A 22,501-nucleotide genomic window follows, 5' to 3' on the forward strand; every position below is an offset into this window, starting at 1 on the left:
AATAGACATATGATCCAGTTCTGTCTCACTCAATTCGTCTGAGTCAGTATGATTATCGGAGATTCACCTTATTTTCTCTTCTTACCAGTTCACGTACTTTCTGGTGTACTAATTGTCTTTCAATATTCATCGCTATTTTGATTGACAATTTGTAGATACAAATTGTATCTTTTAATTGAAATCATATGTAATATAAAGGAGTGTTAACAAGTGAATGATATTACTATGCACACTGAACAGATCCAGAGTAATCCCACTCCTATAAACCATCTTCCACCTGTGAGTAAATGGATTTTCACGCTTTTATTATCATTTATCCCACCCATAAACATAGTTTTTTTGTGTATTTGGGCTTTCGGTAAAGAAGACGAACGAAGGAATTACTCGCGTGCGCTTTTAATTATATTTTCACTTTTAATTTTATTAGGATCTTGGTTACTTCTAGGACTCGTTATAAACACTTTGAATGAAAAAAAAAGCAATAATTCCAGCGAGATGCACCTTGACTTAACAGAACATGATTCGACAGCAACTTCCACCGTTAATTCCACAGTTCCTAATGAAAACTTAACAGATTCTATAAATTTTGTTGATCCCTTATTAGCAAAGGAACAAGAATTAAACAATAATTTACTAATTAAAGATATAAGAATTACCGAGAAAAAAGGTGCTGCGACTACATATAATCTTATTGTTGGTAAAGTTCAAAACCTCGCCAATGACAAATCATATTCAGATTTTGTGATAGAGGTGAATATCTGTGATAAAGACGGTTACATACTATCTAGCAAAGAAATTGTGATAACCGACACCCTTCCACCAGGTGAAACAAAATTGTTTTCTTATTATGCAGGCCTAGGGGAAACTGTAAAAGTCATTGGCATCAGACAAAAAAAATACTGGGAATAACTGCTCTCCATATGTTTAGTTTGGCACTTAAAGTAAGCGAACATGACCATACATAAGTAAGTCCGTATAGTTCTACTGAGTTACCTTGCTACCTGTCCAATAATTACAATCGTTTCTTTATGGAATAACTCTTTATTCAAGTAAGTGAATGCCTACACTATAAATTATAAAATGTATAACAAAAAGACATCACGGTTCGATTGATATCAATTACAATTACAATATCCATTAAAGAAGAGGCATAGCCATAAGCGGCTAGCCCCTTCTTTCCATCAATATTACGCACTCCACATGCACCGTATGCGGGAACATATCCACCGGTTGTACTTCAACCGTCCGGTACCCGCCATCCTCCAACACGCGTAGATCGCGTGCCAACGTCGAAGGATTACACGACACATACACCACACGCTCCGGACGCATCGCCAAGATCGTCTCTAACAAAGCTTCATCGCAGCCTTTCCTCGGCGGATCGACGACAATCACGTCGGGAACGATGCCTTCCTTACGCCAGCGCGGAATGACAACTTCGGCTGGACCAGCTTCGAACGAGGCATTCTCGATCCCGTTCAGCTTCGCATTACGCTCCGCATCCGCAATAGCCTCCGGCACGATCTCGACGCCGTAAACATGGCCAGCTTGGCGCGCCAGGAATAGCGAAATTGTACCGATGCCGCAATAGGCATCGATAACCCGCTCGCTCCCCGTCAGCGCCGCGTATTCAACCGCTTTGCGGTACAATTCCACAGTTTGCACTGGGTTCACCTGATAGAACGACCTAGCAGAGATAGCGAAGCGAATGCCATCGAGCTCGTCGTAGATAACCTCGCTGCCCCACAGCACGCGGGTCTCTTCGCCGAAGATCACATTCGTATCACGTTTGTTCACGTTCTGCACGATACTCTTCACGTTAGGCACGGCTTCACGGATCATCTCGATCCAGCGATCCACTTGAGGAATGTGCTGGCCATTGGTGATGAGCACGATCATCGCCTCGCCAGACACGAAACCAACACGCGTCATCACATGACGCAGCAGCCCACGGCCTGTCTCTTCGTTATAGGCAGAAACACCAAGCTCGCGGCCAATCGACTTAACGCGGGCTACTATATCATCATTGTGCGAGTGCTGAATCATGCACTCGTCCATATCAATGATGCGGTGACTCCCGCGCGCGTAGAAGCCGCCGATCAGGCGCTCCTCTGAGAACAGCCCGTCGCCATCTCCGCCAGTCGCCACAGCGGCCATGCCCATCGGCACGGACGCTTTGTTCCGGTAACGCCATGGCTCGTCCATTCCAACAGTCGGATGAACAATCACTGCATCAGCCTCACCGCCGTCTAGGCTATCGTCCGCCCCAGCAACCCGCAGCTTTCCAATCCGCTCCAAATTGTCCACCACATGCTGCCGCTTCCACTCCAGCTGGCCCTTATAACTCAAGTGCTGCAGCTGGCAGCCACCGCACTGCTTATAGATCGGGCATGGCGCGTCCACGCGATCCGCGCTCTTAACAAGCAGCTCCTGCAGCTTCGCGTAGCCGTACGTCTTCTTCACCTTCAGCACCTTCGCGCGGACGCGTTCGCCGGGAAGGGCTCCCTGTATAAAAAGGGTAAAGCCGTCTGCACGGCCTACCCCTTCGCCCTCATGCGTCAAGCCGACAATGTCGACGACGACTTCATCATTTTTGCTTACTGTCGGTACTTTAACCTTATTGTTGCTCATTGTACGTAACCCGCTCCGTTTTCCTCAATCAGTTGTCTTCCCTATTTCATATCTCTGCTTTGAGCTTATCTGCGCTATCCATCTATCTGCTTTGTGCCGTTTATTTATAAGTAGAATTGCCCGCTTCATCTACAATAATGTTCAAATGAGACGGTAGCACCGTAAACGTACATGGCAGCGTGCCACCATACTCGCCGTCCAGGTTCAGCTGCACGTAATCCGGTGTCGTGACGATCAGCTCGCGCGTCTGAAAATGCACCACATGCGGATCATGCAAATGCTCGCCGCGCAGCGCCAGTGACGCCAGCCGGATGAACTCTCCGAGGTTGCATTTCTTCAGCACGACCACGTCGAACAGGCCATCGCTGAGGCTCGCCTCCGGTGCCAACTTCTCGAAGCCGCCGACCGAATTGCTGTTACAGATGAGGAACATCATAATCTCCTCATGGATCTCGCCGATCTCCTTCGCCTGGAGCCGCAGCTCCGTTGGCCGAAGGCGGGTCATTTTCTCAAGACCCTTCATATAATAGGCCAGCTGCCCGATCATCGTCTTCAGCTTGCTCGGCACTTCATAGGTCAGCTCCGTCAAGGAGCCCCCGCCCGCAATATTGATAAAATACCGCTGATTCGCCCGTCCCAGATCGATCGACTTCGTGTACTGCTGAATGATGAGATCGCATGCGTACTCCCAGTGCTTCGGAATGCCAAGCGCCCGGGCAAAATCATTCGTGGTTCCCAGCGGCAAAATCCCTAGCGGCGGCCGTACGTCCTTCTCCGCCAAGCCGTTGATCACTTCATACAGCGTCCCGTCCCCGCCGGCCGCGATGATCATGTCGAAGCCGCGGTCCGCAGCTTCGGATGCCGCGATCGTCGCGTCGCCTTCACTCACGGTGGCGTGACAGCTCGTCTCGATGCCGCCACGCTCAAGCCGCTGCAGGATATCCGGCAGCCGCTTCTTAATTTCTTCCCGACCCGATGTCGGGTTATAGATCAATCTCGCCCTCTTAATCGTCACTTAGTCCACCTCCGGCACATTCACTCCGGACCGTGTACGGCAGCGCCTTCCGCGCATCCGTAAACACAGCAACCGGCAAGCTTCCTGCTGCCCGTATCTTCTCACGTTCTCTACTCTCTACTATACACTGAAATGGCGAACTTCCCAAACGCCAATCACGCACCATTCCGCTCACTCAGCCAGCTCTCAATCTGACGCTCCATCCAGCGCACAATGCACGGATTCGGCAGCAGCGAGCGGCCATTGTACCGATAATCCAGACCTTCAAGCCGACCCGGAATGACCGTTCTTGTAAAATAACCCTCGCTCAGAAAGAGAGGCACTACGAGGAACGAGTCACCTTCATACCGCCGCTGCAGCGCGCGCAGCTTGCAGGCCGCCTGATTCGGCAGCAGCATCGCAATGTCTGCGCCGGCAAACCCGCCAAGCTCGCGCACACGCGCCGCGAGCTGCCGCATGCCGCTTCGCCAGCGGCCGTGAAAGACCGCCTCGCGCGAACCATGCGCGACGAGCAGCAATCGCTCCCGCGCGGGCGCCGACGACAGCTCCGCAATATTACCGAGCAGCAGCTCGGCAATATCCGCGTCGTCGTCGATCGGCAAGCCGAAGCGGACGCTCATGCCCGCGCCAACCCGGAACGGCGCCAGCTCACCTCGGCGCGCTGTGGATACCGGCTGAGCGCCGAACGCTTGCGCGATGTCGTCCACATGCGTACTACCGGACGACACAAAAAGCGGAAGGACGTAGAGCTCCGTCACGCCTTCCGCTTCTAGCTGATCTATGCCGTCTTGAATCAGACGTCCTTCCACAATCTCCAGAAAAGCCGAGACAACCGGAGGCATTTCTGAACCAGCAGGGTTAGGTGTAATACTCCCAACCGCCTCATCAACAAGCTTCACCCAGTTCGCCTCACGCGAACCGTGACTAATTACTAAAACACCAGGCTTCCGCACCACGCTTAGCGTCCTGCGCGCTCCAGCGCCATCTTGTATCCATCGTTGCCGTAGTTCAGGCACCGCTTCACTCGCGAAATCGTCGCCGTGCTTGCGCCGGTCTCTGCTTCAATCTGATTATATGTCGCACCCTTGCCAAGCATGCGTGCCACTTCAAGCCGCTGGGACAGCGACTGGATCTCGTTTACCGTACACAAATCATCAAAGAACACATAGCATTCTTCCACCGTCTCCAGCGTTAGAATTGCTTCAAACAGCTGGTCGAACGTCTTGTCATTCAGCTTCTTTAATTGCATCGTCCGCACACTCCTACTTGAACTATTAAGCTAATTGTATTCGTTTCTCTACTATTATTCAAGCATCACCGTTGTAGCGCTTCACAGAACAGAAGGCATACTCGGTCCACGACCAGCGTCTAATGTTCCCCTGCATCAGCGGAAATTTATTCCGAAAATACGGGCATTCGTCCAGTCCGTATGTTTGCCTATCCCATAGACTACTATATAAAACGCCAAAAAAGGTTGTGATCTGCGTGAAATACCGCTATGATCCACCCGCCGGCAGCTACGAGCAGCAGCGCCAGAGCGGCGGGCAAGGTCAAGGCCTGCATAATGAGCGGCAGCAAAGTCCTTTTCCGGGTATATCTGATCCATTTCAAGGCTTGAACACTAACAAAAGCGTAGGGCTAGTGAAAACCCCGGTCCCGTTCTCATCCTCCGAGTTCTCTACCGGAGTCCCATCCATTACGATTCAACCGCCATCAGGCCAGCAAATTATACCTCTTCCGGAGTCTGACGGCAATCTCCCTTCGCTCATCGAGCAAACCAAAGTCGAAGAGAAGACCGACGCCAAGTCCGGCTTCAACCTCGCCACCAGTCTCAATGACCTCAAGGGCGTAGTGGATCGCATGGGCGGAATCGACGGTATCGTGACCACGATGGGCAAGGTGCAGAAGGTCGTCGGCAGCATCACCCAGATGGCGCCGCTGATTAAAGTACTTGCCGGCTCCTTCGGGAAGAAAGGCGCCAGCGTGACCAGCACCGATGACGACGATGACGCACCGCCGAAGCGCCGCAAGCGCAAACGTCGGCGTACGGCCACAGGCAAATCCGGCGTAACACCCGGCGGCCCGCGCCGAAGACGCCCGCGTAGATAACCGCCGCGACAAGCAAAAAAGGCTGAACCTCTCCGCAAGCGCACCTAAGTGCCGCTTGCGAGACGTTCAGCCTTTTAACATGTTAGATAAACAAAGCAATCACTTGATAAATCAGCGCTGCAAGAATCATCGTAATCGGAATCGTGATGATCCATGAGATGATAATCTTACCCGCCAAGTCCCATTTCACAGCGGAGAAGCGTTTCGCGCTGCCCACACCGAGAATGGAAGACGTGATAACATGTGTCGTACTTACCGGCAGATGCGTCATCGTTGCGGTCAAGATAACGGTTGCCGATGTAATATCTGCCGCGAAGCCGTTGATCGGCTCGATTTTGAAAATCTTCGTACCCATCGTCTTGATGATCTTCCAGCCGCCGATCGACGTTCCGAGCGCCATAGCCGTAGCTGCGGAAACCTTGACCCACAGCGGAATGTGATCGGTGTTGTCTTGGATGCCGGCCGTGACGAGCGCAAACGTGATGATCCCCATCGCCTTCTGCGCATCGTTCGTCCCATGGGTGAACGATTGGAACGCCGCCGTCAGAATTTGACTCGAACGGAACACCTTATTGACATGATGCGGACTGGATTTGGCAAAAATCTGCTTCAATATCCACATCACGATAAAGCCCCCGGCGAATGCGATGAGCGGCGAAAGAATGAGTGCCTTTAAGATATCGATAAATCCGCTGCCATTAATAGCGTCTAGTCCAGCAGAGCTGACAACAGCCCCGGTCAACGACCCGATCAAAGCATGTGAAGATGAAGATGGAATACCGAACCACCATGTCAGCAGGTTCCATGCAATGGCCCCGATCAGCGTCGCGACTACAACCTGCACGCCGTGGTCCAGCGTAGCCGGATTCGCGATTTTGCCCCCGATCGTCTTCGCCACGCCTGTAAACATAATCGCCCCGACGAAGTTCATCACTGACGCAAGGATAATCGCCTTCCGCGGCGACAATGCCCGAGTAGACACGGTAGTCGCGATTGCATTCGCTGTATCGTGGAAGCCATTGATAAAGTCAAAACCGAGTGCTAGAAAAATAACGATGCCAACCCAAATGTAAATGTCCATACCTGCTCGTCCCGCTCCTTAGCTGTTGCGCATAATGATGGTTTCGAGTGTGTTTGCGACATCCTCACAATAGTCGGTCGTTTGCTCCAGACGCTCATAAACCTCTTTGCGCTTAATCAGCTCAATCGGATCCTTCACGTTCGTGAACAAGCTCTTTACGCTGATGCGAAGCAGGTCATCGGCTTGGTTCTCAAGCTCATTGATATGGATAGCAGGCTCGCGCATGGCAAGCAGCTTCTTCTCGGATAACAGGTAAATCGCTTTCTTGATTTGCTGCGCGCAGCGAAGGATATTCTCTGCGAATAGAGTGACATACTCGTCCGGCTCCGTAATGTTGTACATTTCGAAACGGGAAGCACAAGCTTCAATGCCATCAAGCACATCATCAAGCGATGTGGTCAGTTTCATAATATCTTCACGCTCAATTGGCGTAATGAACGTTTTGTTCAGTTCAGTCAGAATCGTATGTACATGACGGTCGCATTTGCTCTCATACTCTTTCATTGTTTTCGCAAACTGTCCGACATCTTTAATTTTGGAGACGTTTTGTTCAAAATAGTGCACGCCTTCCAAAATCGTATCCGCCATCGCTTCCAGTGTCGTAAAGAACACATCGTTCTTTTTCTTAAACATAACTATCCCCTTCGCTGTCGCGCTAATTTGATTGCCGGCAAATTTCATCAAACTCCATATGAAACCGACAATATCTTATCATAGAATACAACTCGATTGTTAAGCGATTGTAAAGGTTTTATGACTATTTTCAAAAAACGTACATTATTTTCGTCCGGGGACCGCCTTGCCCTTCTATTGTTTTCCGGCACATCCGATTTTAACCGCCTCCGGAGCAAAAAAAAGAAACCGGATTACCTCCGGCTTCTGCTGATTTACAGCCATTTACAGCTTCTCGGCTGCGATTGTAAATGTCTTCGGAATCCCTTTGTCGAACACGTCGGACGAGGCGTTCGGCAGCTCTTCGAGCAGCTTGATGCACAGCCCTCCGGAAGCAACTCCCGTTACGATCTCCCCGAGCGTCCAGTTGCGCAGCAATACTTTGGGAACTTCCACTGCTCCGCCCTGCTCCTCCGACATAAACTTGGAGAAAGCGACTTCCTTCTCCTCCAGCTCCGTGCTGAAATAATCGCCGTCCACCTTGTGCTTGCGAATGTTCGCCGTTGTGCCGCGCGAGGAGATCAGCTTCGTGGAGACCGGATGGAAATCCTGCAGCACCAGCGTGCCTCCTGGGCGGAGTAATCCGCGGACAACCTCAAACAGCGGCAGCAGATCTTGAAAATAATGCAGAATCCCAAACTCCATATACACGATGTCGTAGCTGCCGTTTAGCACCTCGTTAGGCAGTTTCAGCACATCCGCAACGATGTAGGTGAGCGGAACACCAGCTGCTGCGGCTAGTTCCGTTGCATAGCGCTCGTTCTCCGCGGAGAAATCGATGACGGTTGCATCTGCGCCAAGCAGCGCAAGCGCAACGGCTTTATTGCCGTTCGAGCCAAGCAGATTGACGATCCGCTTCCCGCTCACATCTCCCATATGCTCAAGTGCCGAACCGACACGTTTCTCGGGTGCTGCTTTGATTTTGCCTGCCGCTTCAGCCGGTGTGCCGAAACGCTTCAGCCACGCCCCATATGCGCCGGTGTTCCAGGACTGTTCATTTTGCTTCGTAGTCGATTCCAATCTCTGTTCCTCCACGTTACACGTCTAATCTATTCATTATATGCCGAGCTTCACATGCCCCGCAAACGTCGGCGTCATCGGAACGATGTGATAGAACGTATGTCCCGGTACGAACGGCAGCTCCTGCCCGTCCTTCATGATGCGAATAACGCCGTCACTGCTGCGCTCCCATGTGCAGTCGACTTCCTTGCCCTTCTGGATCAGCATCGCCGGACCGCCGCTTTCGAGGTCAATCTCAAGTCTGCCGTAGTCGTCGTAGGTCTTATGCTTCGCGCCGATGACGACCAGATTCGTTGCCGTCAGCTGATTGTTCGTTGTCAGATCGGTATGCGGTTTGCCGTTAATCGAGCGTTCATAGAGCCCCGTCGCCTCATTGTAGCGGTAGGACAGCTTATAATCCTTCAGCAGAAAATGAATCTCGACCGTCGTTGCCGCCGTTCCCGCTGCCGTCGCCCCTTGCTCGGACCAAGTAAACGTCGGGATCTCGACGGTTTCGGCATATTTCTTCTTCGCGGCTCCGGCTCGCAGCTTCTCCAAATTGGAGTACAGATTGTGCGGCGGTTTGCGGAACGATTCACGGTAGAAGTACGCGCCTGCATTGGAGATTTCATCTAAGTAATCTTTGTTATGATGCTGCAGGATATCATAGCCATCTGTGCTCGCACCTGCATGAGCCAGTACAGAATGGTAGGCTTCGCCGATCCGAATGAGATAAGGGCGGTTGCTGCGAATCGGGCCGATTGGATTCGTTGAGGTGTCGCTTTGGAAGACAGCTACAAGGCGCGTAATGCCCCCCTCGGCTAGCACTTCCCAGACGACATCGGCGTTCGGCAATCCCGATTGCGGACGCGCCGCAGCGAAATTGTTGACCATCACGGCGATGGGCCGCAGCGTGGATTCGCTATCCATCGGCAAGCCGGTCAGCGGTGCAATATATTGAGGCGGATCCACAGCGGGCGGATCAACCGGCGCCGTCTCTGCAGGCGCTTCCGCTGGTTCCGTCGGTTCTTCGGCAACCGGTGGCGTATCGTTGACGTTAAGCTTCTTCTCATTGCAGCCTGTGAGCACCATACCTGCCACTAGCAGCATGACTACGCCAAGCATGAGTGTAAAGCGAAAGGATGACCGTTTAGCATGCTTCATCTGCAAGCCCACCTTCTGGAAGAATTGAGTAGTTTGGATATTATTTATTAAACCACACTAGCGGTGGAATTGTCTTCCGCAGTTGCTAAGAATGAACATTCTGACTGAAACTCCCCCACACTAACACCTTGCGGTTCGTAGAAGCTCGAATCCACGAAATCCGGGGATGCCGAGTGGGATCCTGGGTTCGAGGTGCTGATGCTGGTTATGCGCGAATCGCCCCTTCCTCGCATACTCCCCCTAAGATTTGGCACACTAATTCTATCTCGCTTCACCCGAGGGGGCTGTGTATGCCAGCTTTTATCGACTGGATCACCGCACATTGGTTCTCCAGCCTTGTCATCCTATTGGCCATCTTCGCGATTGCCTATGTAACCAAGAATCACAAGTCGCTGTTCTATAAAGAATAGATGTTAGCTCAGCAAATAACCCGATCGGCCGTTGCCGATCGGGTTATTTGCTGTTTGCCGCGTCCGGCGGCTGTTGGTGTGGCGTCTGTTGCGGCTGCTGCCGTTCCTGCTGTTGCTGTTGCTGCTGCTGCTGTTGCTGTTGCTGCTGCTGTTGCGGCTGCTGGGCGCGGATCAGCGGCAGTGCAATCGTCACCGTTGTGCCTTCGCCAACGGTGCTCTCCAGTCGGAAGCTGCCGCCGTGCAGCTCGACGATCTCTTTGCAGATGGCTAGGCCCAGTCCGCTTCCGGAGCGCTGGCTTGTCCCTTTGTAGAACTTCTCGGTGACATGGGGCAAATCCTCAGGCGGAATGCCGCTCCCCGTATCCTGAATCCGGATTCGTGCCATCCCCTCGTCTTGATCTGCTGTTACTGTAATCGTCCCATTCCGCGGAGTAAACTTAATCGCATTGTCGAGCACATTAATGAACACTTGCTTGAGCCGATTGGCATCCACTTCGGCAACGAGCGGCTTATCCCCGCCGGTTCCTACTATGGCAATCGATTCACGCTGTCCGCGCGCTTCGAACTGGCGAATCGTTTCTTCGATCGTCTTCCGTATGTCGAGCGACTCGGGATGAAGCACGATGCTCTTGGCATAGAGCTTCGAGAAGTCGAGCAGATCCTCTACGAGTCCCGCCAACCGTTCCGTCTCCCGGTCAATGATCGCAAGCCCCAGATTCAGCTCCTCGACATCGCTCGGATCGCCGGAGGCCAGCGTTTCGCTCCAACCTTTAATCGAGGTAAGCGGCGTCCGAAGCTCGTGGGAAATGGAGGAGATAAAATCCTCCTTCAGCTTCTCCCTCCGCGTCAGCTCCGAGGCCATCGTGTTCAGCGTTTCCCCCAATCGCCCGATCTCATCTCGATCATGCGGCGCTGCGCGGCGCGTCCAATCGCCTTCGGCCATCTTCTCGGCAACTCGCGTCAGGTTGCGGATCGGTCTGGCGATTCGGTTCGCGATCAACACGCTCATCGTGAAGAAGAGCAGCACGACCACCGTACCGACAAGCAGCGTAATCCACAGCACGTTGCGGACGGTGGTGTCCACTTCTTTGAGCGAAGCGGTATAGCGAAACATCGCCACCACGCGCTGGCCCTGCTTGACCGGCAGCGTAACCGCCGCGATTCGCTCGTTCGTCAGCGGGTCTGTGCCGCGCCATACCCCTTTTCCGCCATAGATCGCCCGCCTGACATCAGGCGTCTCCGCAAGCTTGCCATCGCCGCCAAGTCCGTTGCTATCGACGACGATAACGCCGGAGCCGGTAAGCAGCTGGAGGTGGGCAGTGCCTTCGGACATATTTTGCAGCATGTATCTGGCTTTCTCTCTCATCGGTTCGTACGCGATCATCCGATTATGTAGGGCCGCCTCCGTCTCTGCACGCTGCAGAACAGAGCCGACCGCGCTGCTGTAATAGTAGTTCCAGACGAGGGTCACGAACATCGAACCGAGCATCACGACCACGAGCACAATCAGGATGCCATAGCTCCATACGATGCGTGTGCGCAGACTTCTCATTATTCGTCGCTCCGTTTCCAGCGGTAGCCATACCCCCACAGCGTCTCGATATGCTGCGGATCGGATGGCTGAATCTCGATCTTCTGGCGGATGCGGCGAATGTTCACGTCGACGATCTTCAGATCACCGACATAATGGCGTCCCCATACCGCATTCAAAATATCATCACGGCTGAGCCCCTCGCCCTCCCGCTCCATCAACAGCTTCACAAGCGTCCATTCCGTCGGCGTCAGCACGATCTCGACGCCATCCTTCCACAGCCGGCGCTCCGCCGAAGACAGGCGGAACGCCCCCGAGCTCAGCTCGCCGGGCCGCTGCGGCACCGGCTGCGCCGCGCCTCCCGCCGAGGCGCCGGAGCCCCCTTGCGCCGCCGATGCGGGCAAAGCTCCTGCCTCGGCAGCTCCTGCAGCCCCGTCACCGCCAAGCGCCGGCTCCTCCCCAAACGGCTGCATCCGCCGCTTAAGGGCGTTCAGCCGGGCGACAAGCTCGCCCGGGCTGAACGGCTTCTGCACATAATCGTCCGCGCCAAGCTCAAGACCGCGGATCTTATCTTCCTCCTGTGATTTCGCCGTCAGCATGATGATGCCCATGCGGGGAAATTGCTGCCTAAGCTGCTCGCACACTTCAAACCCACTGATACCGGGCAGCATCAGATCAAGCAGCGCAACATCAAAAGGCGGGGAAGCCGCCAGCGCAAGCGCCAAAGCAGTTTCCCCATCCTCGGCCTCCGTCACTTCCATGCCGCCTCGTTTTAAATTAATGCGGACAAACCCGCGAATCGCTTCTTCATCCTCAACAATTAATATTTTCAAAGCAGCGGTTCCCCCTCTTTTCTCATCCAAGTGAAACGGCGGCTGTCGCCCTCCTCTTGGAGGCGCAGCTCGTTCCATTCCTCTAAAATATTACATACGGTGACACTTATTATTTCTTACATGTCCAGTTTAAAAAACTCAACCTTCCGGCAGCAGCTTGAAGAGTTTGCGCATCGTCACCTCATCCGGCGGGAAGATGACGCCGGGCTTCCCCGCATCTTCCTTCACAAGCGGGGCATCCCATATCGCTACATAAACCAGCCCGCTTCCGCTGCCAAGCTGCACGAAGCGGCTCCCTTCCTCTTGCAGCTGCTGCTCTTTATTGTTCCACTCTGCAATTGGAATGACACGCAGCGCCAGTATCCCCTCGCGCCGATTCGTCTCCTCGTCAAACTGATCAAGCGCAACATCGTCGCTATTCCCATCTGTTAGTCTTCGGAACGTGTAATGGCTCCATTCCATCGGCAGAGATAACGCGTAGGATCGATTCACATCTACATATTGCTCGCCAACGACATCAAACCCGTCGACACCGTTCCACTGCTTATACTGCTGAATCCATAATAAATCGCTGTAGGCCACACCTTCAGATTGCCCGGGAGCCTCGCGCAGCTCGATCACATCCAGAATCCCATCCCCATTGCCGTCATCGCTCAGCTGCATGGTCGCATTGACCTGTACATTCTCATCGCCGGATTGCTTAGGCGGGTAGATCGGAACCAGCTTTCCTGCTTTCCAGGCATACATCGTCGTCATGGATGAGTTCGCGCCAATAGCCGCATCTGCGAGCACGCCATATTGATCCTTCGCGATTTTGCCAAGCTTCACCTGCAAATATTCGTTCACGGAGCCATCCAGCGCGGCGGAAGCCATCTTCGACACACGGTCTCCTGCAAAATGATAAATTCCAATCGAAGCCGTCAGCTTCTGCCGCTGCAATTGGATTAAAGCAAGCTCATCGTGACCGTCGCCTTCCGCATCACCGACGCCAAGCGTGTCGTATGGCAGCTCTGCAATCGGCTTCGGTGCTACGATTCCACTGGTTACAGGCACATGATAAAGGGTCAAAATATGCTGCGGCTCTCCATATTGATTCCACCCGATAAGCACCTCAGGCTCTCCGTCCCGGTCTAAGTCAACCGTACGCAGCACATCGATGCCGTAGCTGGATGTCTCGTCGAACGTAAACCACTGCTGCCAGCCGATATCCGCATTGCGCTTCAGTACCATCACATGCTCCGTGCCGCTCTCATCCGAGTAGATGACAAAAGCTTCCTGTTTCCCATCGCCATCCGCATCCATCTTGACCACAGCCGAATTCGACCGCTCCTGCATGGCAAGCGACAGCTTGGCTCTCGCCGGGAGATGATCGCGAACGGCCGAAGCCAGCTCGGCGTTCTCCGGCGTTGAGCTTGGATTAAGCAGCAGATCAGCAGGAGTCGCTGTATACTGACAGCCGGATACGATTAAGAAGCAGAGCAAGACGCCGGCCAGAACAGCGGTTTGTTTCATCCATTTCAATACGTTCATCCCTCGTGCTCCTTCCGCACTGTCAGCCGTTCTTCGTCTTCGCATGATTGCTATGTGCTTTCGCAGCCAGGAGCTCACTCACGGTAACGAAGGTATAACCCTTGTTTTGCAGATCTTTAATGATGAGCGGCAGAAGCTCTACCGTGTTGCGGATATGTTTACTTCCGAATGAATGCATAAGGATAATTCCGCCGGGATGCGTGTTCTTATTCACGTTAGCCCGCATTGCGGCAACGGAGCTTCCAGCCCAATCGCGCGTATCGACCGTCCAACCGATCAGCTCGCGTCCATTGTCCTTCACAATCTGCTTCAGCAGCGGCGAGGTAGCGCCATACGGCGCTCGGACCAAATGGGGCACGTAGCCGATCTGGTTATTAATTAAGGCGTCTGTCCATTTAATTTGATTCATAATAGGGTCGCTGTCAAGCTTTGACAAATCTTTATGCGCGTAGCTGTGATTGCCGATCTCGCTGCCTTCATCGCGGATCCGTCTCATCACTTTACCGTACCTTTTCACTTGGGTCCCTACCGTAAAGAAAGTGGCATGGATCTTCTTCGCTTTCAATATATCGAGTATAGCCGGTGTGAAATGACTGTCCGGCCCGTCGTCGAACGTTAAGGCAACCAACTTCGTGCCCTTTGTCGTTACAAAATCCGTCTGCTGCTCGGTCGGCTGATCCAGCATAACAGGGGGCTGAGTCGTAACAACCGGCGGCTTAGGATGAAGCAGCGCAACCGTTTCTCCTGGCGCCGATACAACCGGCTCGTCGTCCTTGCCGCCACCGCCGCCTGAATGATTCCAATCTGCATGGGATGCAGACCCCGAACCGCCTTTGCCGCTATCCGCGTGCGCCCCGGCGCCTCCCGCCAATTCATGCTTGCTCATTCCGCAGCTGGTCGACAATAGGCCTACCATTAGCGTAACCACAATCAATGTGGCTAATCTTCTCTGATATCGCAATTCTCGCAGCTGTCGCATCCTACCAATCCTCTCGCACTTCTTCTACTACTTCCTATGCTAGTAGATTTAGGCGACTTAGTAGTTACAAAGAAGTAACACCTCGCATGCCAAACTATGGCCCTCTTCCTAAACAATGGCAGGTTGCAACTATGCAAAAAAAACGCCTCAAAAGTGTAGGCAACTTTTGAGACGTTTTATTTTCGTAGACTCCGTTAGTAGTTTACTCCCCTGTAGATCCCCTGGTCCGCTTCTTTCGCTCATTTCGCCGGTGTTGAATGGTCCGAACTACATGTCCAAGCCAACCGTGATAATCGCACCGGCATCCAGCAACCCCGTTGAATGGGCTCGCAGCTCGAGCTCCCCGATCTCTGTTCCGGCTTGCAGGATAAGGAGGCAGCGGCCGTTAAAAGCTCTGCGCTTGCTCGCTTTATCCGCTTCATGCGAGATCGGGTCGCCATTTCCTACCCCGATAATCCGTCCGCCGCCTCCGTTCACCGTGAAATGCACGAGGTTGTCCGCAGTTGGCACGACCCGACCCTGATCATCGCAAATCGAGACGCGCACCGCGACAGCGTCTGTATCGTTCGCTTGCAGCGTACTCCGATGCGGCTCAAGTCGAATATGATGAGCTGCCCCCGTCGTTTCCACGGCTGTCTCCGCAACGACTTCGCCATCTCTTCTTCCCACGGCCAGCAGCTTGCCCGCCTCATAAGGCACCTTCCATTCCACATGCCCGTTTGGCGTGCGCTTCTGTTCTCCGGCAGAACCGCCGTTCACGAACAGCTCAATCGAGTCGAGGTTGCTGTACGCCCAGACGTCAATCTCTTGCCCCTCCTTGCCTGCCCAGTTCCAGTGCGGGAACAAATGAATCATCGGCTGCTCCGTCCAAGCGGACTTGTAGTAGTAATAGTTGTCTTTTGGGAAACCGCATGTATCCATCGTGCCGTATTGCGAGTTGATATTCGGCCACTTGAATGGCGATGGCTCGCCGCGATAATCAAAGCCTGCCCAAATGAACAGCCCTGCTAGGAAAGCATTGTCTGCCACTGCACCCCATGCTTGCTCCGGTGATGTCGTCCAGCTGTTCAGCCATTCATTCTCCCGCCAGCTTGTCCCGTATTCCGAGCAGTAGCCTTTGGACTCGTCATGCTCATAGATCCCCCGTGTAACCGCGTAAGCGGAAACTTCACTTCCGTATATGATGCGCTCCGGATGTTTGGCATGATCATTGATGAAGCTGCCCCATTTATGCCCGTAATTATAGCCGACGATATCAAGCTCATCGCTATAGCCGCCATCATTGAAGCCATGATTCAGCGCTGCTGTCGTTGGCCGTGTTGGATCGAGCTTCTTCGTGACCTGCACCAGCGTCGCCAAGATGCGGGCACCCATAACGGTGCCTTCCAGCTGCTCCTCGTTCTCCAGCGACCATGCGATAATGCTGGGATGGTTGCGATCCCGATAAAGCATATGCTTGAGATTCTTGATCCCTTCCGGAGAGCTGTCCAGCCGCCGATTCTCATCGATGACCATGATGCCCATGCGGTCGCACATGTCCAACAATTCTTTCGTAGGAGGATGGTGCGCGGAACGGTAAGCGTTTGCACCCATCTCCTTGAGAAGCTGCAATTTATATGCGATGATGCTATCCGGGAGCGCTACCCCGACACCTGCAAAATCTTGATGAACACAAAGCCCTTTAATAACAGTCCTGTTGCCATTCAGGAAGAACCCGTTATTGTTCGTAAACGCAATCGTACGAATGCCGAATCCCGTTTCGTATCGATCGGTTTCCGTGCCGTTCTCTCTAACGATGGCAATGGCTTTATATAGGTTTGGTGCCTCCAGTGACCATAAGAGCGAATCAGACACGTCGATCTGCTGCACGAAAGTATGTGCTTCTCCGTCCGGAATCGTAGCCCCTGAATTCGCAGTCGCAACGACTTCCCCGTTGGCATCGTGAATCTCTACTGTTAGCTCAGCATGCTTTGCGATCCGATATTCGTTGTTTACAGTCGTCTCTATCCGCACCGTTGATGATTCTTCAGACACCGTTGGCGTTGTAATATAGGTTCCCCATTGACCGACATGCAGCCGATCCGTCGTGCTCAGCCACACATGGCGATAAATGCCCGCTCCGTCATACCACCAGCCTTCGAAATCTCTCGCATCCACTTTGACAAAAATCACATTGCTTCCTTCATCGCCATAACGAACGATATCCGTAATATCGTAGAAGAAAGGAACACTGCCGCTAGGATGCGTGCCGACAAAATGACCGTTTACCCAAACGCTGCTATGACGCATGACACCGTCAAACTCGATGGTGATCTTGTTGCCTAACTCGGCGGCCGGGATATCGAACATCTTGCGGTAGCAGCCTACGCCGGATTTTTTGTATCCACGTTCCAACGGCCCGTCCTTCGAGAACTCCTCTTCCACGAGCCAGTCATGGGGCAGGTTAACCTTCTCCCATTCATCCGGTGCGACCGATACGCCTGCTTTCTTATCTGTAAAAGCGATCTGCTGCCACTGACCTTCTTCGCCTTTCTCGCAATCGGTTAGGCTGCCGACGCCACCCGCTTTCACCACGTATGGAATTTCGAGATTTCCTTTGTAGAACAACCAGTCTCTGTCAAAACTCGTTATCGTCCTTCTGCCCATTTCTCGACACCTCCGGAAAAATTACCCTCATTCTGAATCATACCTGAAACGGTGTGTGGATAGTGTGGGAAAGTGTGTTGATACGAAAAAAAGAGTTGTCCACATGTGGACAACCCTCTTCGTCGTTGCTGACGTTCACGCTTACGATTTCAGCGCTTTCGCCGCAATATCGGTACGGCAATGCATGCCGTCAAAATGAATCGCAGCCGCTGCTTCGTACGCCTTCGCGCGCGCTTCTGCAATATCGCTGCCACGGCCGACGATGCCGAGCACACGTCCGCCGTTCGTCACGATCTCGCCTTCGGCAGAAAGAGCCGTGCCGGCGTGGAATACGAGCGCGCCTTGCGCTTTTGCAGCTTCCAGGCCTGTGATAGGAAGGCCTTTCGGATAAGCCGCAGGGTAGCCTTCGGATGCGGCTATGACGCACACCGCAGCTTCGTCGCTCCACTCGATTTCAAGCTGATCGAGACGTCCGTTCATGGAAGCTAGCACGATATCGAGCAGGTCGGTTTTGAGGCGAGGAAGCACAACCTGTGTCTCCGGATCGCCCATCCGTGCGTTGAACTCAATCGTCTTAGGGCCGTCTTTGGTGATCATGAGACCTGCGAACAAGACGCCACGGAACGGGCGACCTTCGCTGACCATCGCTCGCGCCGTCGGCTTGATGATGTTCTCGATGGACTCTTCCACGATTGCCGGGTCGATATGCGGCAGCGGGGAATACGTGCCCATACCGCCTGTGTTCGGTCCTTTGTCGTTGTCGTAGACAGGCTTGTGATCTTGAGCCGGCACCATGGCGCGCACCGTTTCGCCATCCACGAAGGCCAGGATCGACATCTCTTGTCCAGACAGGAACTCCTCGATGACGACGCGTCCGCCGGATTCGCCGAACACTTTGCCTACCATCATGCCGTGGAGCGCTTCTTCAGCTTCTTCCAACGTTGCCGCAACCGTTACGCCTTTACCTGCCGCGAGGCCGTCTGCCTTCACGACGATCGGCAGCTCTTGCTCACGCAAGTAAGCCAGTGCCGTCTCGTATTCGGTGAACGTCTCGTATTTGGCTGTCGGAATCTCGTATTTCTTCAGCAAATTCTTCATGAAGATTTTGCTGCCTTCGATTTCAGCCGCATTCTTGCGAGGTCCGTAGACCGGAATATTGCGCGCTTCGAAAGCGTCGACGATTCCGTCCGCAAGCGGATCATCCGGTCCTACGAAGACCAGATCCACCGCGTTATCGCATGCAAACTGCATGAGCTCGTCGAACCGGTTAACCGGAATCGGCGCGCATTCTGCCAGCTCCGCAATACCGGCATTACCCGGCGCACAGAAAATCTTGCTTACTTTATCGCTCTTATTCAGCGCCCAGACGATGGCGTGCTCTCGCCCGCCGCCGCCGATGACCATAATCCGCAAAGGAAACCCTCCTTTTATGCCAAGCCTGTACTAGTGTTTAAAATGACGAACGCCTGTCAGCACCATCGCGATGTTATGCGCATTTGCTACTGCGATCGATTCTTCGTCCTTGATCGAGCCGCCTGGTTGAATAACGGCTGTGATGCCGGCTTTCGCTGCCAGCTCCAGCGTGTCGCCCATTGGGAAGAACGCGTCGGAAGCAAGAACGGCGCCTTTGGCTTTGTCGCCTGCTTGCTCGATCGCGATGCGTGCAGCGCCGACACGGTTCATTTGACCAGCGCCTACGCCGACTGTCATATCGTCCGATGCCAGAAGGATCGCGTTCGACTTCACATGCTTCACAACCTTCCAACCGAATAGCAGCTGCTTCAGCTCTTCTTCCGTTGGCTTGCGGTTCGTTACGATTTGGATGTCCGCTTCCGTCAGGCTGTGGACGTCGCTCTCTTGCACGAGCATGCCGCCGTCTACGCTCGTTACGAGCCATTCCGGTTTGCGCTCGCTTGCCGCTTGGATTTCGCCGAGCTTCATCAAGCGGATGTTCTTCTTCTTCGTCAGCACTTCAAGCGCTTCAGGAGTGAAGTCCGGTGCAATGACGATCTCCAGGAAAATCTCGCTCAGCAGTTTAGCCGTCTCTACGCCGATTGCGCGGTTAGCCGCTACAATGCCGCCGAAGATCGAAGTAGGATCTGCTGCGTATGCTTTCTGGTAGGCTTCGTGAATGTCGCTGCCGATGCCCACGCCGCAAGGATTCATATGTTTGACCGCTACGACAGCCGGTTCGTTGAATTCTTTGACAATAGCGAGCGCCGCGTTGGCGTCGTTGATATTGTTATAGGACAGCTCTTTGCCGTGCAGCTGCTCAGCAGTCGTGATGTTGCCTGCGGATGCCAGCGGCTTGCGGTAGAACGCTGCTTTCTGATGCGGGTTCTCGCCATAACGCAGATCCTGCACTTTCTCGTACGTAACGGTGTAGCTCTCCGGAAGCGGATTTCCTTGCAGCTTGGAGAGGTAGTCCGAGATAAGCGCATCGTAAGCGCCGGTGTGGCGGAATACCTTCGCTGCGAGGCTCTTACGAGTCTCAAGCGTCGTATCGCCTTGCGCTTTCACTTCGTCGAGCACGGTTTGGTAGTCCGCCGCGTCTACGACTACGGTTACGAAAGCGTGGTTCTTCGCTGCCGAACGAAGCATCGTCGGGCCGCCGATATCGATGTTCTCGATCGCATCCTCGTAGGATACATCCGGCTTAGCAATCGTAGCTGCGAACGGATATAGATTCACGACAACCAGGTCGATGTAGTCGAGACCAAGCTCTTGCATCGCTTTCTGATGCTCTTCGTCATCGCGAACAGCAAGCAGACCGCTGTGCACAGCAGGGTGCAGCGTCTTCACGCGGCCATCCAGAATCTCCGGGAAGCCCGTTACATCGGAGATTCCGATAACCGGAACGCCTTCCTTCTCCAGCAGGCTCGCCGTACCGCCTGTCGAAATAATTTGCACGCCAAGGCCAGCCAGCGCCCGCGAAAACTCCACAATCCCCGTCTTATCCGATACGCTAATAAGTGCTCTGCGAATGGTCAAAATAGAACCTCCTAAAAGTTGTTTTACGTATAGCTCATTCCGCTGATTTCACGCCAATGTGAGGTACCCAGTACCTCTCTTTAGCTCAATCCGCCGGTTTCCCACCGATGTAGCTCACCAGCAGATCCTCATCTACTCAAACACACCGGTTTTCCACCAATGTAGCTCACCAGTTGATCATCTTCTACTCCTGCTACTAGCTAACGGTCACGTTCCGACCGTCGATCGCGACCGCCCCGGCGGCGATGCGCGAGACGACCCACGGGAGTAGCGCCTGCTCCGCCGCGTGTACTCGCGGCGCGAGCGTCTCCAGCGTGTCGCCGTCCACGACTTCGACCGTACGCTGCGCGATAATCGCGCCGCTGTCCAGACCGCCGTCTACGAAGTGAACGGTGACCCCCGTCACCTTCACGCCATAGGCCAGCGCCTGGCCGATCCCGTTCACGCCCGGGAATGCGGGCAGCAGCGACGGATGCACGTTGATCATCCGTCCGAAGAACGGCTCAACGAGCACCGGCGTCAGAATCCGCATATAGCCGGCCAGCACGATCAACTCGATTCCGCGTCTTGTCAGCTCGGCCAGAATCTCCGTTTCATACGCTTCACGCGAAGCGTACTCCTTCGGTTTGAACAAGAACACATCAATGCCGGCTTCTCGCGCGCGCGCAACTACAGGCGCCTCCGGCTTATCACAAACAAGAAGCTCGAGGCTTGCGCCCTCGAGCCTTTGTTGTTTTGCCGCATCCACGAGCGCCCCGAAGTTCGAGCCGAAGCCCGAAGCAAACACGGCGACGCGCATGCCGGCCATTAAACGTCAGCTCCCGTAAAGGTAACTACACGGCTGCCTTCCGTTACTTTACCGATGATGTAAGCATCCTCGCCAAGCTCGCGTGCAACGCGCAGCGCGTCTTCGGCTTGTTCAGCAGGAACGACAACGACCATACCCACACCCATGTTGAAGGTTGTGAACATGTCGCGGTTCGTGATCGAGCCTTTTTCTTGCATCAGCCCGAAGATCGGCTGAATCGGCCATGAACCGTATGCAATCTCTACGTTAACGCCTTCAGGCAGAACCCGCGGAATATTCTCGATAAATCCGCCGCCTGTAATATGGGCCATACCTTTAACTTGTACTTGTTTGATCAGCTCAAGAACGGATTTCACATAAATCCGAGTCGGCTCGATGATGACATCGCCGAGCTTCTTGCCGCCAAGCTCAGGCAGCTCCGCATCCAGACTGTAGCCAGCCGTATCAAGCAGCAAACGGCGAACCAGCGAGTAGCCGTTGCTATGGATACCGCTCGAAGCGAGACCAAGCACGACATCGCCAGGTGCGATCGTTTTGCCGTCGATGATGTTTTTCTTGTCTACGATTCCGACTGTGAAACCAGCGATATCATATTCGTCGCCTTGGTACATACCAGGCATTTCAGCGGTTTCGCCGCCGATTAGAGCGCAGCCGGACTGCACGCAGCCATCGGAAATCCCCTTCACGATCGCTTCGATCTTCGCAGGCTCTACTTTGCCGCAAGCCAGGTAATCGAGGAAGAACAGCGGCTCTGCGCCTTGAACGATAATATCGTTCACGCACATTGCAACCGCATCAATACCGATCGTGTCATGCTTGTCCATCGCAAAAGCAACCTTCAGCTTCGTACCCACGCCATCCGTACCCGAAACCAATACCGGCTCCTCGTACTTGTCTTTATTAAGACCAAACAGACCGCCGAAGCCGCCAAGATCCGTCAATACTTCCGGACGGAACGTCTTCTTCACGTGTTTCTTCATCCGTTCGACTGCTTCGTTACCCGCCGAGATATCTACGCCGGCTTGTTTATAAGCTTCTGACACGATAGTCACTCCTCAATTGTTTTCAACCATATCGGCCGTAGGCCAACACTTTCACCTTA

At 53.7% G+C, this 22,501-nt stretch carries 19 protein-coding genes; 2 read left to right on the forward strand and 17 right to left on the reverse strand.

Annotated elements, in window-relative coordinates:
• The first annotated feature begins 210 nt into the window (after positions 1-210).
• Positions 211-909: a hypothetical protein gene (locus tag AC0YNS_RS18855; protein WP_475782532.1), complete on the forward strand. Its 699-nt coding sequence runs from the start codon at positions 211-213 to the stop codon at positions 907-909.
• 255 nt (positions 910-1,164) lie between these two features.
• On the opposite strand, the gene rlmD is transcribed toward AC0YNS_RS18855, so the two are convergent.
• The 4 genes from rlmD to AC0YNS_RS18875 form a co-directional block, all read right to left on the reverse strand.
• Positions 1,165-2,631 carry a 23S rRNA (uracil(1939)-C(5))-methyltransferase RlmD gene (gene rlmD / locus AC0YNS_RS18860; RefSeq protein WP_475782533.1) on the reverse strand — a complete coding sequence of 489 codons (1,467 nt, stop codon included), beginning with the start codon at positions 2,629-2,631 and terminating at the stop codon, positions 1,165-1,167.
• Between the two features lie 100 nt (positions 2,632-2,731).
• On the reverse strand, positions 2,732-3,646 hold the full coding sequence (locus tag AC0YNS_RS18865; protein WP_090978955.1) for a diacylglycerol kinase: 915 nt from the start codon (positions 3,644-3,646) through the stop codon (positions 2,732-2,734).
• 155 nt (positions 3,647-3,801) lie between these two features.
• Positions 3,802-4,662 (reverse strand): sirohydrochlorin chelatase, encoded by an 861-nt coding sequence (locus AC0YNS_RS18870; protein ID WP_475782534.1) that lies wholly within the window; start codon positions 4,660-4,662, stop codon positions 3,802-3,804.
• A complete protein-coding gene (locus AC0YNS_RS18875) occupies positions 4,605-4,895 on the reverse strand; it encodes a YerC/YecD family TrpR-related protein (RefSeq protein WP_090978952.1) in 291 nt (96 codons plus the stop codon). Before AC0YNS_RS18875 ends, AC0YNS_RS18870 begins: the two co-directional genes overlap by 58 nt.
• A 236-nt stretch (positions 4,896-5,131) precedes the next feature.
• On the opposite strand from AC0YNS_RS18875, the gene AC0YNS_RS18880 reads away from it, so the two are divergent.
• Positions 5,132-5,755, forward strand: a complete 624-nt coding sequence (locus AC0YNS_RS18880) for a hypothetical protein (RefSeq protein WP_475782535.1) — start codon at positions 5,132-5,134, stop codon at positions 5,753-5,755.
• Positions 5,756-5,837: 82 nt separating this feature from the next.
• Here the strand turns inward: AC0YNS_RS18880 and AC0YNS_RS18885 are convergent, their stop codons facing one another.
• From AC0YNS_RS18885 to purM, 13 genes are all read right to left on the reverse strand, one after another.
• Positions 5,838-6,836 (reverse strand): inorganic phosphate transporter, encoded by a 999-nt coding sequence (locus AC0YNS_RS18885; protein ID WP_475782536.1) that lies wholly within the window; start codon positions 6,834-6,836, stop codon positions 5,838-5,840.
• A gap of 18 nt (positions 6,837-6,854) precedes the next feature.
• Complete coding sequence (locus AC0YNS_RS18890) at positions 6,855-7,469, reverse strand: DUF47 domain-containing protein (RefSeq protein ID WP_090978944.1); 615 nt, start codon at positions 7,467-7,469, stop codon at positions 6,855-6,857.
• 264 nt (positions 7,470-7,733) lie between these two features.
• Positions 7,734-8,528, reverse strand: a complete 795-nt coding sequence (locus AC0YNS_RS18895) for a class I SAM-dependent methyltransferase (RefSeq protein ID WP_475782537.1) — start codon at positions 8,526-8,528, stop codon at positions 7,734-7,736.
• A 36-nt stretch (positions 8,529-8,564) separates the two neighbouring features.
• Complete coding sequence (locus AC0YNS_RS18900) at positions 8,565-9,671, reverse strand: DUF3048 domain-containing protein (RefSeq protein WP_475782538.1); 1,107 nt, start codon at positions 9,669-9,671, stop codon at positions 8,565-8,567.
• Between the two features lie 453 nt (positions 9,672-10,124).
• Positions 10,125-11,633 carry a sensor histidine kinase gene (locus AC0YNS_RS18905; protein ID WP_475782539.1) on the reverse strand — a complete coding sequence of 503 codons (1,509 nt, stop codon included), beginning with the start codon at positions 11,631-11,633 and terminating at the stop codon, positions 10,125-10,127.
• Positions 11,633-12,445, reverse strand: coding sequence for a response regulator transcription factor (locus AC0YNS_RS18910; RefSeq protein ID WP_475782540.1), 813 nt, complete (start codon positions 12,443-12,445; stop codon positions 11,633-11,635). The genes AC0YNS_RS18905 and AC0YNS_RS18910 overlap by 1 nt, the downstream gene beginning before the upstream one ends.
• Positions 12,446-12,583: 138 nt before the next feature.
• The gene (locus tag AC0YNS_RS18915; protein WP_475782541.1) at positions 12,584-13,975 is read right to left on the reverse strand and encodes a hypothetical protein; all 1,392 of its coding nucleotides are present in this window, start codon (positions 13,973-13,975) and stop codon (positions 12,584-12,586) included.
• Positions 13,976-13,997: 22 nt separating this feature from the next.
• Entirely contained in the window at positions 13,998-14,954 is a 957-nt protein-coding gene (locus AC0YNS_RS18920; protein WP_475782542.1) for a polysaccharide deacetylase family protein, read from the reverse strand.
• A 267-nt stretch (positions 14,955-15,221) separates the two neighbouring features.
• Complete coding sequence (gene galA / locus AC0YNS_RS18925; RefSeq protein WP_475782543.1) at positions 15,222-17,600, reverse strand: beta-galactosidase GalA; 2,379 nt, start codon at positions 17,598-17,600, stop codon at positions 15,222-15,224.
• 141 nt (positions 17,601-17,741) lie between these two features.
• Positions 17,742-19,013, reverse strand: a complete 1,272-nt coding sequence (gene purD, locus AC0YNS_RS18930; protein WP_475782544.1) for a phosphoribosylamine--glycine ligase — start codon at positions 19,011-19,013, stop codon at positions 17,742-17,744.
• Between the two features lie 30 nt (positions 19,014-19,043).
• Positions 19,044-20,591 (reverse strand): bifunctional phosphoribosylaminoimidazolecarboxamide formyltransferase/IMP cyclohydrolase, encoded by a 1,548-nt coding sequence (gene purH / locus AC0YNS_RS18935; RefSeq protein WP_090978920.1) that lies wholly within the window; start codon positions 20,589-20,591, stop codon positions 19,044-19,046.
• Positions 20,592-20,787: 196 nt separating this feature from the next.
• Positions 20,788-21,399, reverse strand: coding sequence for a phosphoribosylglycinamide formyltransferase (gene purN / locus AC0YNS_RS18940; protein ID WP_475782545.1), 612 nt, complete (start codon positions 21,397-21,399; stop codon positions 20,788-20,790).
• A complete protein-coding gene (gene purM, locus AC0YNS_RS18945; protein ID WP_475782546.1) occupies positions 21,399-22,442 on the reverse strand; it encodes a phosphoribosylformylglycinamidine cyclo-ligase in 1,044 nt (347 codons plus the stop codon). Before purM ends, purN begins: the two co-directional genes overlap by 1 nt.
• Positions 22,443-22,501: the final 59 nt, after the last annotated feature.

It is taken from the genome of Paenibacillus sp. J22FR21, from assembly GCF_056269135.1.

Excerpts from the sequence above, each read along its gene's own strand:
- rlmD (WP_475782533.1), bottom strand. The coding sequence starts at position 2,631 with ATGAGCAACAATAAGGTTAAAGTACCGACAGTAAGCAAAAATGATGAA.
- AC0YNS_RS18875 (WP_090978952.1), bottom strand. The coding sequence starts at position 4,895 with ATGCAATTAAAGAAGCTGAATGACAAGACGTTCGACCAGCTGTTTGAA.
- AC0YNS_RS18885 (WP_475782536.1), bottom strand. The coding sequence starts at position 6,836 with ATGGACATTTACATTTGGGTTGGCATCGTTATTTTTCTAGCACTCGGT.
- AC0YNS_RS18890 (WP_090978944.1), bottom strand. The coding sequence starts at position 7,469 with ATGTTTAAGAAAAAGAACGATGTGTTCTTTACGACACTGGAAGCGATG.
- AC0YNS_RS18900 (WP_475782538.1), bottom strand. The coding sequence starts at position 9,671 with ATGAAGCATGCTAAACGGTCATCCTTTCGCTTTACACTCATGCTTGGC.
- AC0YNS_RS18905 (WP_475782539.1), bottom strand. The coding sequence starts at position 11,633 with ATGAGAAGTCTGCGCACACGCATCGTATGGAGCTATGGCATCCTGATT.
- AC0YNS_RS18915 (WP_475782541.1), bottom strand. The coding sequence starts at position 13,975 with ATGAACGTATTGAAATGGATGAAACAAACCGCTGTTCTGGCCGGCGTC.
- AC0YNS_RS18920 (WP_475782542.1), bottom strand. The coding sequence starts at position 14,954 with ATGCGACAGCTGCGAGAATTGCGATATCAGAGAAGATTAGCCACATTG.
- galA (WP_475782543.1), bottom strand. The coding sequence starts at position 17,600 with ATGGGCAGAAGGACGATAACGAGTTTTGACAGAGACTGGTTGTTCTAC.
- purN (WP_475782545.1), bottom strand. The coding sequence starts at position 21,399 with ATGGCCGGCATGCGCGTCGCCGTGTTTGCTTCGGGCTTCGGCTCGAAC.